Here is a 13,771-nt window from a genome sequence, read left to right on the forward strand (position 1 = left end):
GAACCAAGGCGTTAGAGTTAAACGGCACGTCTACCACTGAAGGAGGGGTCGTTGGGAATCTTGGACACCATCCGGAAACCGCAGGACCTGAACGGGTTGACCGAAGAACAGCTGACGCAGCTGGCTTCGGAGATCAGGGATTTCCTGATCACGAACGTCTCACAGACGGGCGGACACCTCGGACCCAACCTCGGCGTGGTGGAGCTGACGCTTGCCGTGCACCGCATCTTCAAATCGCCCCGTGACAGCATTGTTTTCGACACCGGCCACCAGTCCTACGTCCACAAGCTGCTGACCGGGCGCCAGGATTTCAGCACCCTCCGCCAGGAAGGCGGCATTTCCGGCTACCCCTCCCGGGCCGAGTCCGAGCATGACATCGTGGAAAGCTCGCATGCGTCCTCATCCCTGTCCTGGGCGGACGGCATCTCGCGGGCCCGGCAGCTGAGCGGGCAAGGCGACCGGCACGTCGTCGCCATCGTGGGGGATGGGGCGCTCACCGGCGGCATGGCGTGGGAGGCCATCAACAACATCGCCGCGGACAAGAAGCGCCGTGTTGTCATCGTGGTGAATGACAACGGCAGGTCCTATGCGCCAACTGTGGGCGGTTTCGCCGACTACCTTGCCTCGCTGCGCCCCACCATTGACTCCTTCCGTACGGCACCTGCCTACGAGGTCGCCCTGGACTGGTGGAAGAAAAAGCTTCAGAGTGGCGGTCCTGCTGGCCAGTTCACCTATAAGAGCCTGCACGCCATGAAAAAGGGCGTCAAGGACTGGTGGGCCCCGCAGGGGATGTTCGAAGACCTGGGCATGAAGTACATCGGCCCCGTGGACGGGCACAACCTGCAGGCCATGGAACACGCACTCGCTACGGCCAGGCACTACAACGGTCCGGTGATTGTCCATGCCATGACCGAAAAGGGCCATGGTTATGCCCCGGCTCGGGCCCACGAGGCCGACCAGTTCCACGCGGTGGGCATTATCGATCCCGAGACCGGCGAGCCCACCGGGGCCGCGGGCGCCCAGTCCTGGACCTCCGTTTTTGCCGACGAGATTGCTGCCATCGCCGACGAGCGCGAGGACGTGGTTGGCATCACGGGTGCCATGCTGATCCCCGTGGGCCTGCACAAGTTCGCGGCCAGGCACCCAAACCGTGTTGTCGACGTCGGAATCGCCGAACAGCATGCTCTCACCTCTGCCGCGGGCATGGCATTCGGCGGACTCCACCCGGTGGTCGCCGTCTACGCCACGTTCCTCAACCGTGCCTTCGACCAGCTCCTGATGGACGTTGCCCTGCACAAGGCAGGTGTAACCATCGTCCTGGACCGCGCCGGCGTCACCGGCCCGGACGGCGCAAGCCACCACGGCATGTGGGACATGTCCATGGTCCAGATCGTCCCGGGCCTCCACCTGGCGGCACCCCGGGACGCCACCCGGCTGCGCGAGGAGCTCCGCGAGGCCGTGGCCATCAGCGACGCGCCCACTGTCGTCAGGTTCTCCAAGGGTTCTGTTGGCGCCGAGGTGGAAGCACTGGAGCGGCTCAGCGACGGCGTGGACGTGCTGTCCCGCAGGCCCAGCGGTTCGACGGAAAATGACGTCCTGATCGTCAGCGTCGGCGCCATGTCAGAGCTGGCGCTGGACGTCGCCAACCGGCTCGGGGCGCAGGGCATCAGCACCACCGTGGTGGATCCGCGCTGGGTACTTCCCGTCCCGCAGTCCATCATCGCCCTGGCCTCCCATCACCGGCTGGTCATCTGCATCGAGGACGGGGTCCGGGCCGGCGGCGTCGGCTCCCGGATCCGGCAGGAAATGCGCGCAGCGGGCGTCGATACAGCACTGAACGAGGTAGGACTGCCCGTGGAATTCCTGGACCACGGCACCCGCAACCAGGTCCTGGAACGCGTGGGCCTCACGGCGCAGCAGATTACGCACGACGTCGTTGCGCAGGTTTTGGGAACGAAGGTCCCGTTCGCCCGCCCCCTGCCGGGGCGCCAGCACCCCACCACCGGCAGTCTTCCGATCCTGTGAGGGAAGAAGACTCCCTCAAGTATCCGGGACCGCTGGGGGACATGGAGGTCCGCAGGCACACCACCACAACACGGGTCCCTTTGGGACTGGAATCGGGCCAGTTAGTGGTCTCACGCAACCGCAAGTGGAACGGCAAGGCGCATTGGGTGGTTCCGGGGCGCTACCTTGGCGAAGACCGGCACGGCTGGTGGATCTTCCAGGGAACCAACGAGTTCTGCTCCCGCCCCGGCGCGGCCTTCTACACAAAGTCGGACGCCGTGCTGCTGGTGCCGAGGTCCGGACACTGGGTGGCAACCTTTTATGACGACGCCCATCCCAACCGGGTCCGGGTCTATGTGGACCTTGCCGTGGCCCACGAGTGGACCGCCATCCGCGCCGGCCTGACCGAGTTCCACGTGATCGACATGGACCTCGACGTGATCAGGACTGCTGCACGGGGCGTCTTCGTGGATGATGAAGACGAGTTCGCCGAGCACAGTGCCGCGATGAATTATCCCTCCAGCCTGGTGAACCTCATCCAGGATGAGGCGGACCAGCTTTACCAGGCCGTCAAGGCGCAGCAGGCACCGTTCGACGGCACCGACGCCGAATGGTTTTCAAAGGGACGTAAATGAGCGGAATAGTCAGGGTTTACAAGCGCGACGACGAGGGTACCCTCCACTTCCGGGAGGCCTGGTACGACGAGGACTACCAGCAGTTCGTGATGAATTTCGGCGTGGTGGGGCACCAGAGCAAGACCGAGGAGACGGACGTTCCGGACCCGCAGGCCGCCGAAAGCCTTCTGGATGCCTTCGCCGTCCAGTGCTCCGAGGACGGCTTTGCCGAGATTCCCGACGAGGAACAGTTCTGGGTGGTTGCCCAGTTCGCCCTCAAGACCAGGGAGGGCACCGACCGGGACCGCTACCTTGAGGGGAAGGCCAAAGACGCCCTGATCAGCCATCTTGCCTGGCGCGGACTGGGAACGGTGGAGCGCTCCGAATTCACCGACTTCAAGCTGAACATCTTCTGCCTCTGCCCCGACGTGAATAAGGCCGTCAACGCCATCAAGGTCTGCGCCCGTGGCGAGGACCTCGACTTCACCAAGCTGAGCATCGGTGCGGCCCCGTACACCGATCCGGAAAACTTCAAACTCAAGCACTCGGCCAAGGCCGCCAGCGGCTTCAGTCTCTAGGAGCACCGTGACCACCTACCGCCGCGTTGGTAAGTCCGGCCTGACCGTTTCCGCGGTGGGCCTGGGCTGCAACAACCTTGGCCGCGCCAACACCGTCACGGAGTCGCAGGAAGCCACTGACGCGGTGGTCCATGCTGCGCTCGATGCCGGTATCACCTTGTTTGACGTCGCTGACACCTACGGCCGCGAGCCCGGCCTGAGCGAAACGATGCTCGGAAAGGCCCTCGGCAGCCGGCGGGCCGACGTCGTCCTGGCCACGAAGTTTGGAATGGACATGAAGGGCGCCAACGGTGCTGACTTTGGCGCCCGGGGTTCGCGGCGGTACATCATCCAGGCGGTGGAGGCTTCGCTCCGGCGGCTGCGTACGGACTGGGTCGACCTGTACCAGTTCCACACCCCGGACCCGCTGACGCCCATTGATGAGACCCTGTCCGCCCTGGATGCCCTGGTTGCCGACGGTAAGGTCCGCTACATCGGCCACTCCAACATGGCGGGCTGGCAGATCGCCCAGGCTGAGTACGTTGCCCGTGAACTGGGCGGCGGCCGCTTCATCTCAACGCAGAACCATTACAACCTCCTGGACCGGCGGGCCGAACTCGAAGTAACACCCGCTGCCGCGGAATTCGGCCTGGGCGTCCTGCCGTACTTCCCCCTGGCCAACGGGCTGCTGACCGGCAAGTATTCCCCGGGCCACGCCCCGGAGGGGTCTCGGCTCAGCCACACCCGGCGGCATCTGGTGGACGAGGCAGACTGGGGCCAGCTGGACCGGTTCAGCCGTTTTGCAAAGGAACGGGGACTCAGGGAGATCGAGGTGGCCTTCTCGTGGCTTGCCGCCCAGCCCTCCGTGGCGAGCGTCATCGCCGGCGCCACCAGGCCGGAACAGGTCCGCCAGAATGCTGCTGCGGCCGGATGGGTTCCCGGAGCCGAGGATCTCGCTGAACTGGACCGCATTTTTCCTGCGGTCCCCAAGGTGGCACTGTTCTAGGCGGCCATGACTGCTTTCCTGCTGGACGTTGACACTGGCATCGATGACGCGCTGGCGGTTGCATACCTTGCTGCCCTTCCGGACACCGAGTTCGTTGCCGTTACGGCTTCCCCGGGCAATGTGGACGCGGACCAGGTGGCCAGGAACACCCTGGCGCTGCTGGAACTCTGCGGCCGGCCCGGAGTGGAAGTGGCCATAGGCGCCCGGGAACCCCTGTCCATCCCGCTGCTAACCACCCCCGAGACACATGGCCCCCAAGGCATCGGCTATGCCGTCCTGCCGGAGCCTTACGGCGCCGTCTCGGCACGGGATGCCGTGGAACTTTGGGTTGAACATGCCAGGGCCAGGCCGGGTGAACTCACAGCGCTCATTACGGCGCCGCTGACCAACTTTGCCCTGGCCCTCAGGATGGAACCGCGGCTGCCGGAACTGCTGGCAGGAGTGGTGATCATGGGCGGAAGCTTTTACTACCAGGGCAACACCACACCGACAGCAGAGTGGAACACGCACGTGGACCCGCATGCCGCCAAGGAGGTGTACGCCGCGTTTGAAGGCCAGCCCCTGGAGAAACTCCCCATTGTCTGCTCACTGGACACCACGGAGCGGATGGAGCTCCATCCGGTCCACGTCCGGCAGCTCGCGGAGGCGGCGGGCGCGAAAGTCGCGGAAGAGGTGCTGCCCGGTCAGCCTGAGGGCCAGCCAAGCACCTCCGACAACACCCTGGTCCGGCACCTGTCCGATGCCTTGCGTTTCTACTTCGAGTTCCACCGGCGCTACGACCAGGGATACCTGGCGCACGTCCACGACTTCTTCGCAGCCGGTGTAGCCGCGGGCACCCTGGAGTTCCAGGCCCGCCCCGCCACAGTCGACGTCGAGACCGGATCAACCCTCCTGATGGGAACCACGGTGGCTGACTTCCGGGGATTGTGGGGCAGGGCGCCCAACGCCAGGATTGTGGCAGACAACAACCCGGGGCAGGCCTTCCGGGAGCTGGTGTCCAGGGTGGGAGCCCTCGCCGCACGGCTGGGGTGAACAAGCGGGAGCCGGCGCTTCCGCTTTGGCATACGCTTCTTCTCCGGCAACTCCTTCCCGGTAGAATGGGCGGCAGCCGGCCGGACGTTCCGCCGGCTGCTGCCGAGGTGACATAGGCGGCCCCGCACTGGGCAGTTGCAGTACAGATATCGCAGTGCCCGGTAATCCGCGTCCGCATTCTAAGGAACTCCATGTCATCGCCCTCCCTTACCCTCCCGTCCCCGGGGCCCGCCGCTGCCCGCAAGCGCCGGCTGCTGGAAATCCTCGGAGCAGTCGCCATCGCCGGCACGTACGTTTACCTGGTACTCAATCAGCCCACGGACATTACGGGCGGCCCCGGCAGTGCCTCCGCCCTGATCGCCCTGTCCGGTTTCCTCGTGGGCGCCGTCCTGCTGATCGTTGCAGTCCTGCCCACCCTGCCGGCCTCCACGGTTGTGTTGATCCCGGTGGCCCTGGTGCTGAACATCGTGCTCGGCCAGTTCGTGGGCAGCACCCTGGTCCCGTTCTACCTCGACGCGATCGGCACGGTCCTGATTGCGGTGCTGGCAGGGCCGGCGGCGGGTGCAGCCACCGGCGCCCTCAGCAGCATTGTCTGGTCCTTCTTCAACCCCACCGTCCTGCCGTTCGCCGCCGGTGCCGCGCTTATCGGCTGCCTGGCCGGCCTCGCCGCCCGCCATGGCATGTTCCGCCGCTTCTACCTGGCGCCGGTGGCAGGGTTTGTGACCGGCATCATCGGCGGCGTGGTGTCCGCACCGGTTGCGGCTTTCGTCTTCGGCGGCACCTCCGGAGTGGCCACCGGAGCGATTGTCAGCGCGTTCCGGTCCATGGGCGACACCCTCCTGGCGGCCATCACCAAGCAGGCGCTCATCTCGGACCCCATGGACAAGGCCATCGTGTTCACCGTGGTGGCTGTCCTGGTCTACGCGCTTCCCCGCCGCACGCGGCTGCAGTTCCCGTTCATCCGCCGCCACCGGGTATTGGCCGGACAGGCAAGCAACGAAGCCCGTACGCAGGCCGCGGCGGCGACCACTGGCAGCCCGGCCCAGCCCACCGGGCAGGGCTCATGATCGCACCCAATGCCTGAAGCGACGTATGCGCCTTAACCCTCTGACCTCACTTGCGCTGGCCGGCGCCACGGCAGTGATCACGACGGCGGCCGCCAGCTGGCCGCTGTCCCTCGCCGTGGCGGCAGCTGCCCTTGCCCTTGCCGTTCGTGGCGGCATTGCACGCAGGCTGCTGCCGGCGGCAGCGGCCGTCCTGGTCCCCTTGTGCCTGTCACTGCTCATCATGCACGGGCTTTTCTTTCCCGAAGGTTGGACAGTCCTGGTCCAGTGGGGGCCGGCGCGCATCACCGTGGAGGGCCTGGCGTTCGCCCTGGAGCGGGCAGCCCAGATCGCCGCAGCAGTCCTTGCACTCCTGGTGTTCTCCTTCAGCGTCCATGTGCCGGACCTGGTGGCGGCGCTGTCAGCCCGGGGCGTGCAGGGCAGGTTCGCTTTCGTGCTGGCGTCCACCCTCACCCTGCTGCCGGCCGTCACGTCCCGCGTGCACCGGATCCGGCAGGCCCAGGAATCCCGCGGGCTGGTGATCCGCCCCGGCCTGCTGCACCGGGCAACGGCCTTCCGGCTGCAGGCCGTACCGCTGGTCCTGTCCCTCATCGAGGAAGCCGGTACCCGGGCGGCGGCGCTGGAGGCCCGCGGCTTCAGCAATACCGGGCCGCGTACCAGCTACCGGGCTGTTCCCGATTCGCGGCTTCAGCGCACTCTCCGCGCCGTGCTGGTCCTGGCTGCCACGGCCGCTGTTGCTGCCCGGCTCTGGCTGGGCCGGGCAGGAACGTAGATATGGCAGGAACCTGGATGGCGGAAGCCCACAACAGCGAAGGTATCCAGGATCACGGGGATGCCCAGGACCCGGCGCAGCCCATACTCTCAGCGGGTATCCGGACCTTCACGTTCCCCGATGACGGGGTCCCCGTGCTCCGGGGGATTGACCTCGCCTTCCTCCCCGGGACGCTCACCGTCGTTCTCGGACCCTCCGGAAGCGGGAAGTCCACGCTGGGCCGGTTGCTCGCCGGGTGGCTTCCTCCCGGAGGAGGGGGAACGCTCCACGGCTTCCTTGAACTCGCGGGCACCCGGCTGCACTTCGGCGGCGCTGACCATCCACCGGGCCCCCGGATCAATCCCTCGGCCTGGGGCCGGCAGGTAGGCTTCGTACCGCAGGACCCGGCCTCGGTGCTCAGCACGGTGAAAGCCACAGTGGCCGAAGAACTTGCGTTCGGCCTCGAGAACGCGGCGGTGGGACGGGCCGCGATGACAGCCGCTGTGGAACAGACCGCCGCGCTGGTGGGCCTGACGGAGCTCCTGGAGCATAACCCCGTCCAGCTTTCCGGCGGCCAGCTCCGCCGCCTCGCGATCGGCTGCGCCGTCATCGCCGGGCCGCGCATCCTGATCATGGACGAACCCTTCGCGTCGCTGGACAGCGCCGGATCCGCCCGGCTGGCAGGCCTGGTGCGGAAGCTCGTGAAGCGCGGCACCGCCGTCGTCATTTTCAGCCAGGTGGTGGACGCACCGCTCCTTGAAGCGGGGACCTGGCTTGTCCTGGCCGAGGGGAGCATTCGGGCCGGCGGCACCCCGGCAGAACTGCTCGCCCGCCCCGGGATGCTCCCGGCGGGCATCCGCTACCCGTCGGGCCCTTCCGGGCCCGGGCAGGACGAGGCGCCCCCGACAGCCCCACTAAAGCCGCACGTGCAGCCGCGGCGCCAGGCAACGCCGGCGGCCCCGGCACTGGAGCTTCGGGAGCTCTCCTTCAGCTATGGTGCCGGCGACAGGACACCGCGGCGGCGGATCCGTCGCCGGGGCGCGGCGCACGAGCCCCAGGGCACGCCCCCGCCAGAGGTGCTGAAGGGGATCAGCCTGGCAGTCCACGCCGGGGAGATCGTGGCAGTAACCGGCCCCAACGGCGCAGGGAAGTCGACCCTCCTGCGGCACCTGAACGGACTGCTGCGGCCAACTTCGGGGCAGATCCTCGTCGGGGGAGTGGAGATCGCGGGGACGCCGGCAGGCGTGGTCGCCCAGCGGGTGGGCCTGCTGTTCCAGCAACCACGCGATCAGCTGTTCGAGCGGACCGCCCTACGGGAGGTGCATTTCGGCCTTGACCAGCTGTACAGCTCCACTGAAGCCGGTGAACGTGCCAGCACAGCGCTGGAAACCGTTGGACTGGCAGGATCAGCGCACGGGCACCCCGTGGAACTCCCTGCCTCCAGCCAGCGGCTCCTGGCCCTGGCCACGGTGCTCGCCCGCAACCCGTCCGTCCTGGCACTGGACGAACCCACCGTGGCGCTCGACGGAAACGGCCTGGCCCGGCTGGACGCCGCCGTCGGCGCCGCGGCGGAGGAGGGTGCCGCCGTCGTGCTGGTCACCCATGACCTCACCTATGCCCGGAGGATGGCGCACCGGGTGGTGACGCTCGAAGGCGGCCAACTGCTCCCGTGACCGCTGTGAATTTGACGGTCAGGCCGGGCGGGATGCCGCCCCGGGCTGCAGGAAACGCCGGCCGTTGACACGTTCGGAGGCGCCCACCCGGTCAAGGTACGGGGTGATGCCGCCCAGGAACATGGGCCAGCCGGCTCCGAGAATCATGCAGAGATCGATGTCCTCCGGCCCGGCCACCACGCCCTCCGCGAGCATCAGGCCAATCTCCTCCGCCAGGGCGTCCTGGGTCCGCTGCAGCACCTGCTCCGAGGTGGAGGGTGAGGTGCCGAAGGACAGCAGGGCCAGGGTGGATTCAGGAATCTCCTTCGACCCGTCCGGGCCGGTCGCCCACAAACCCTTCACGCCGTTGTCGATGAGCTTCTGAAGGTTGGCGGATACCTTGAAGCGCTCGCCGAAAGCGGCGTGGAGTGACTCCTGGACATGCTGGGCCACCGGCAGTCCCACCATCGCGCCCAGCGTGAAGGGGGTCATCGGCAGGCCCATGGGGCGGAGCGCGTTGTCAGCAACCTCCGCAGGGGTCCCTTCATCAAAGGCGGCGGTGACCTCACCCATCAGCCGCAGCAGGATCCGGTTGACCACGAAGGCTGCCGCGTCCTTGACCAGCACCGCCGTCTTCTTCAGTCCCTTGGCGAGTTCAAAGGCGGTGGCGAGTACGGCGTCGTCTGTCTTCGGGGCACGGACGATTTCCACCAGCGGCATGACGGCCACCGGGTTGAAGAAGTGGAAACCCACCACGCGTTCCGGATGCTGCAGGTCCTCCGCCATGGCGGTGACGGACAGCGAGGAGGTGTTGGTGGCCAGGATGCAGTCAGGCGTGACGATTGCCTCCAGTTCCGCAAAGACCTGTTTCTTGACGTTGAGCTCTTCAAAAACGGCCTCGATGACGAAGTCCGCGTCCGCGAAAACGTCCTTCGATACCGAGCCCGTCACCAGCGCCTTCGTCCGGTTGGCTGCGTCCTGGCTGATCTTCTTCCTGCCGAGGAGCTTGTCCACTTCGGCGTGGACGTAGCCCACTCCCTTGTCCACCCGGGACTGGTCAATGTCCGTCATCACCACGGGGACCTTGAGCTGGCGGGCAAACAGCAGTGCAAGCTGGCTCGCCATCAGCCCGGCGCCCACCACGCCCACCTTGGTGACCGGCCGGGCCAGCTTGCGGTCCGGGGCCCCGGCCGGACGCTTGGAACGCTTCTGGACAAGGTCCAGGAAGGCGTAGATGGTGGCGCGGAACTCATCTGACTGCATCAGTTCCGCAAGTGTTTCGCACTCCAGCGCAGCGGATTCCGCCTGCGTCATGGTGCGGTTCGCCGCCATGATGTCCAGGACCCTGCCGGGAGCGGGTGCCGCATTGGAGGTTTTCGCCTCCACGAAGTCCCGTCCTGCCGCCACTGCGGCCGCCCACTTTTCCGCCGTTTCCGGGTCGGCGGGGTCGACGGCGCTGGCGCGTTCCGGAGCCACCTCACCGGAGATGACTTCCGCAGCCCAGGCCAGGGACTGCTCGAGGAAGTCCGCGGGCTCGAACAGGGCGTCGGCGATGCCGAGGCTGAAGGCCTGGGATCCCGTCAGGGTCCGGTTGTTGCTGAGCGGGTTTTCGATCATCACTTTCACAGCATTGCCGGGACCTATCAGGCGCGGCAGGAGGTACACGCCGCCCCATCCCGGGACCAGGCCAAGGAACGCTTCGGGCAACGCCAGCGCTCCGGCCCCCGTGGACACGGTGCGGTACCTGGACTGCAGCGCGATTTCAAGGCCGCCGCCCAGGGCTGCCCCGTTGATGAAGGCGAAGCTCGGGACGCCGAGGTTGGCCAGCGTGCCGTACACGTCGTGGCCCAGCTGTGCCATCCACAGGCCGTGTTCGCGCTTTTCCAGGTTCTTGACGGCGGAAAGATCAGCGCCCGCCACTAGGTAATGCGGCTTCCCGGTAATTCCGACGCCGACTATTTCACCCCGGGCGGCGCGCTCCCGCAGGCCCTCCAGCACCGTGCCCAGTCCTACCAAGGTGTTGGGTCCCAGGGTGGTGGGCCTGGAGTGGTCCAGTCCGTTGTCCAGGGTGATGAGGGCGAACGTGCCGGGGCTGGGTTTCCCGGCCTGAACCGGCAGTTCGATGTCCTGGACGTAAGTGTGCGTGACGGTTTCGTCGGGGAACAGGTCGGCAAGCTTGGTGAAGTCGGCGGCGCTCATGCGGCTCCTTCGGAGGTGGTTTCGGCAGCGGCGGAATCCTGCGGACGGACTCCGCTGTAGTCGGCGTGGTGCGGGTTTTCCCAGATCACGGTGGCACCCATGCCCAGGCCGACGCACATAGTGGTGATGCCGTACCGTACGGTGTGGTCCTCTTCGAACTGCCGGGCCAGCTGCGTCATCAGCCGCACTCCAGAGGAGGCCAGGGGATGCCCCACCGCGATGGCTCCGCCGTAGCGGTTAACCCGCGGGTCGTCGTCGGCGATGCCGAAATGCTCCAGGAAACTGAGGACCTGGACGGCAAAAGCCTCGTTGATCTCGAACAGGCCGATGTCCCCGATGCTGAGCCCGGCCTGCTTCAGTGCCTTCTCGGTGGCGGGCACGGGACCGATGCCCATGACCTCAGGCGCAACGCCGGCGTAGGCGTAGGCCACCAGGCGCATCCTGACGGACAGCCCAAGTTCCGCGGCAGCATCGGAAGAAGCGAGGAGCGCCGCGGTGGCGCCGTCGTTCAGGCCGGCAGCGTTTCCTGCCGTGACCCGGCCGTGGGCGCGGAAGGGAGTGCGGAGCCCGGCAAGGCCGGACATGGTGGTCCCGGGGCGGGGCGGTTCGTCAACGGTGTTGAGCGTCCAGCCCTGGCCGGGCTTCAGGGCTGCCACCGGCACCAGGTCCGGCTGGATCCTGCCTCCGCGGCGGGCGGCGTCGAATTTGGCCTGGGAGGCGACGGCATAGGCGTCCGTACGCTCCTTGGTAATGGACGGAAAACGGTCATGGAGGTTCTCCGCCGTATTTCCCATGTTCAGTGCAGCCGGGTCCACCAGCCGCTCGGACATGAAGCGGGGATTCGGGTCGGCTCCGGAGCCCATCGGATGGTGCCCCATGTGCTCCACACCGCCGGCCAGCACCACGTCGTAAGCGCCAAAGCTGATGCCGCCGGCAGCAGCGGTGACTGCCGTCATGGCGCCCGCGCACATCCGGTCGATGGCGAAGCCGGGAACGGTCCTGGGAAGCCCGGCCAGCAAGGCGGCCGTTCGCCCCAGGGTGAGGCCCTGGTCGCCGATCTGGGTGGTGGCTGCGATCGCCACTTCATCAATCCGTTGCGGCGGCAGCGAGGGGTTCCGGCGGAGCAGCGCCCGGATGCATTTCACTATTAGATCGTCAGCTCGGGTGCCGGCGTAGATGCCTTTGTCCCCGGCCCTGCCGAACGGTGTGCGGAGGCCGTCCACAAAGACGACGTCCCGGACAGTGCGCGAGGCTGCGCCGCTTTCCTGGTGGCTCACGTATAACTCCTCATCGAGATGATGTAGCGCCGGTGGCAGGCCGCAGCGCGGCAGCGTGACAGCGGCAATACCCCCGATGTTACTCGTGAGTAACTTAGCCCGCAAGGCCCCGGATGGAAGGGGCCCTCTCTCACTTAATGCCTATTTTTGGCCGACGCTCTCTCACTCTCGTCAAGAAAGTGAAAGAGCGTTGCCAATATTTGCGCGTCAATGGAGAGAGCGTTTGCGATTCGGTCTGGCAGCCCGTCGCCACCAGCGGGACCTACTGGCCGGCTGCCGCTGCGTCCTGCTTGGGTTCCTTGGCGGGCAGCGGCTGCGGATTCAGGAACGCCTCGGTGATGAGGGGAGCCGCCAACTCCACCTGCCACTCGCGTGCTCCCAAAGCGCGCAGTTCGGCGGCAACTGAGGCTTCGGTGATCTCCGACGGCGGCCGCCACGCCACCCGGCGGAGGTAATCCGGGGTCAGCAGGTTCTCCAGCGGCAGGCTCAACGCGTCGGCCTTTGCCTGCAGGAGGGGCCGGGCCGTGGCCAGCCGTGCGGCGGCCTCCGGGTCGCGGTCGGCCCAGACGCGGGGCGGGGGCGGCGCGTTGGTGGGCAGGTGCAGCGGGGGGAGGTCCTCCAGATCCCGGGCCGCTGCAATGCAGCGCAGCCAGCGGGGTGCTTCACGTTGGGCAGCACGCCCGTGGAAGCCCTTGGTTCCCAGCAGCTGCGGCACGGTGGCCGGCATGGCCTTGGCTGCTGCCACCAGCGCGGAGTCCGGAATCAGCCGTCCGGGAGCCACATCCCGCTTTTGCGCCAGTGAGTCCCGCTCCAGCCACAGCTCCCGGACGGCTGCGAGCTGCCGCCGGTCGCGAATTTGGTGGAGGCCCGAGGTTTTCCGCCACGGATCCACCCGGGGCGGGGCGATGCCGGCGTCAAGGATGGCCGCGAACTCCTGCTCGGCGTACTCAAGCTTTCCGTCCGCCTGCAGGAGCTCTATCAGTTCTTCCCGCAGCTCGGTCAGGACCTCGACGTCCAACGCGGCGTAGCGCAGCCATGGTTCGGGCAGAGGCCTGGTGGACCAGTCCGCTGCCGAATGCTCCTTGGCGAGTCCAAAGCCGAGGAGCTGTTCAATGACGGCGGCCAGGCCCACGCGGGGGAGCCCGGCGAGCCGCGCGGCGAGCTCGGTGTCGAAGAGCTTGTCCGGCCACATGCCAAGCTCCGAGAGGCAGGGAAGGTCCTGGCTTGCGGCGTGCAGGATCCACTCAACACCGCGGAGGGCGTCGTTGATGATGTCCAGGTTCTCGAAAGGCTCGGGGTCGATCAGCCAGGTGCCGGCACCCTCGCGCCGGATCTGGACCAGGAAGGCCCGCTGGCCGTAGCGGAAGCCGGAGGCCCGTTCAGCATCCACGCCGGCGGGTCCGGTTCCTGCTGCGATGGCGGCGGCGCACCGCTCCAGGGCAGACTGCGTTTCGATGACCAGCGGAACGCCGTCCCGGGGCGACGCGAGTTCGATGATTTCGGGGATGGGACTGTCAAAGCCCTCCACCGTGATGTGGGGTGCGGTGTCAGCAGCCGGGACGCCGGCCGTGGTGTTTTCCGGAATGTTAGCGGTCATGGTGCCTCAAGTTTACCG

11 protein-coding genes are annotated in these 13,771 nt (G+C 67.1%); 8 read left to right on the forward strand and 3 right to left on the reverse strand.

Features of this window, described 5'->3' with window-relative positions; genetic code table 11:
- Positions 1–51 precede the first annotated feature (51 nt).
- The 8 genes from dxs to FDW81_RS12450 all read left to right on the forward strand — a co-directional run bounded on the left by dxs (position 52) and on the right by FDW81_RS12450 (position 8,701).
- Positions 52–2,025, forward strand: coding sequence for a 1-deoxy-D-xylulose-5-phosphate synthase (dxs, locus tag FDW81_RS12415; protein WP_138134503.1), 1,974 nt, complete (start codon positions 52–54; stop codon positions 2,023–2,025).
- A complete protein-coding gene (locus FDW81_RS12420; protein WP_240720247.1) occupies positions 2,022–2,639 on the forward strand; it encodes a DUF402 domain-containing protein in 618 nt (205 codons plus the stop codon). Before dxs ends, FDW81_RS12420 begins: the two co-directional genes overlap by 4 nt.
- Positions 2,636–3,196, forward strand: a complete 561-nt coding sequence (locus FDW81_RS12425; protein ID WP_138134504.1) for a hypothetical protein — start codon at positions 2,636–2,638, stop codon at positions 3,194–3,196. The genes FDW81_RS12420 and FDW81_RS12425 overlap by 4 nt, the downstream gene beginning before the upstream one ends.
- Before the next feature lie 7 nt (positions 3,197–3,203).
- Positions 3,204–4,181 (forward strand): aldo/keto reductase, encoded by a 978-nt coding sequence (locus FDW81_RS12430; protein WP_138134505.1) that lies wholly within the window; start codon positions 3,204–3,206, stop codon positions 4,179–4,181.
- Positions 4,182–4,187: 6 nt separating this feature from the next.
- Positions 4,188–5,213 carry a nucleoside hydrolase gene (locus tag FDW81_RS12435; RefSeq protein WP_138134506.1) on the forward strand — a complete coding sequence of 342 codons (1,026 nt, stop codon included), beginning with the start codon at positions 4,188–4,190 and terminating at the stop codon, positions 5,211–5,213.
- Between the two features lie 191 nt (positions 5,214–5,404).
- Positions 5,405–6,280 (forward strand): ECF transporter S component, encoded by an 876-nt coding sequence (locus FDW81_RS12440; RefSeq protein ID WP_240720249.1) that lies wholly within the window; start codon positions 5,405–5,407, stop codon positions 6,278–6,280.
- A gap of 25 nt (positions 6,281–6,305) precedes the next feature.
- The gene (locus tag FDW81_RS12445) at positions 6,306–7,049 is read left to right on the forward strand and encodes an energy-coupling factor transporter transmembrane protein EcfT (RefSeq protein WP_138134507.1); all 744 of its coding nucleotides are present in this window, start codon (positions 6,306–6,308) and stop codon (positions 7,047–7,049) included.
- Between the two features lie 2 nt (positions 7,050–7,051).
- Positions 7,052–8,701, forward strand: coding sequence for an ABC transporter ATP-binding protein (locus FDW81_RS12450; protein WP_240720251.1), 1,650 nt, complete (start codon positions 7,052–7,054; stop codon positions 8,699–8,701).
- Between the two features lie 18 nt (positions 8,702–8,719).
- Here the strand turns inward: FDW81_RS12450 and FDW81_RS12455 are convergent, their stop codons facing one another.
- From FDW81_RS12455 to FDW81_RS12465, 3 genes are all read right to left on the reverse strand, one after another.
- Entirely contained in the window at positions 8,720–10,879 is a 2,160-nt protein-coding gene (locus tag FDW81_RS12455) for a 3-hydroxyacyl-CoA dehydrogenase NAD-binding domain-containing protein (RefSeq protein ID WP_138134508.1), read from the reverse strand.
- Entirely contained in the window at positions 10,876–12,156 is a 1,281-nt protein-coding gene (locus tag FDW81_RS12460; RefSeq protein WP_138134509.1) for an acetyl-CoA C-acyltransferase, read from the reverse strand. Before FDW81_RS12460 ends, FDW81_RS12455 begins: the two co-directional genes overlap by 4 nt.
- Before the next feature lie 262 nt (positions 12,157–12,418).
- A complete protein-coding gene (locus FDW81_RS12465; RefSeq protein WP_138134510.1) occupies positions 12,419–13,753 on the reverse strand; it encodes an HRDC domain-containing protein in 1,335 nt (444 codons plus the stop codon).
- Positions 13,754–13,771: the final 18 nt, after the last annotated feature.

The sequence above is a fragment of the Pseudarthrobacter sp. NamB4 genome (assembly GCF_005796185.1).
Classification (GTDB): domain Bacteria; phylum Actinomycetota; class Actinomycetes; order Actinomycetales; family Micrococcaceae; genus Arthrobacter.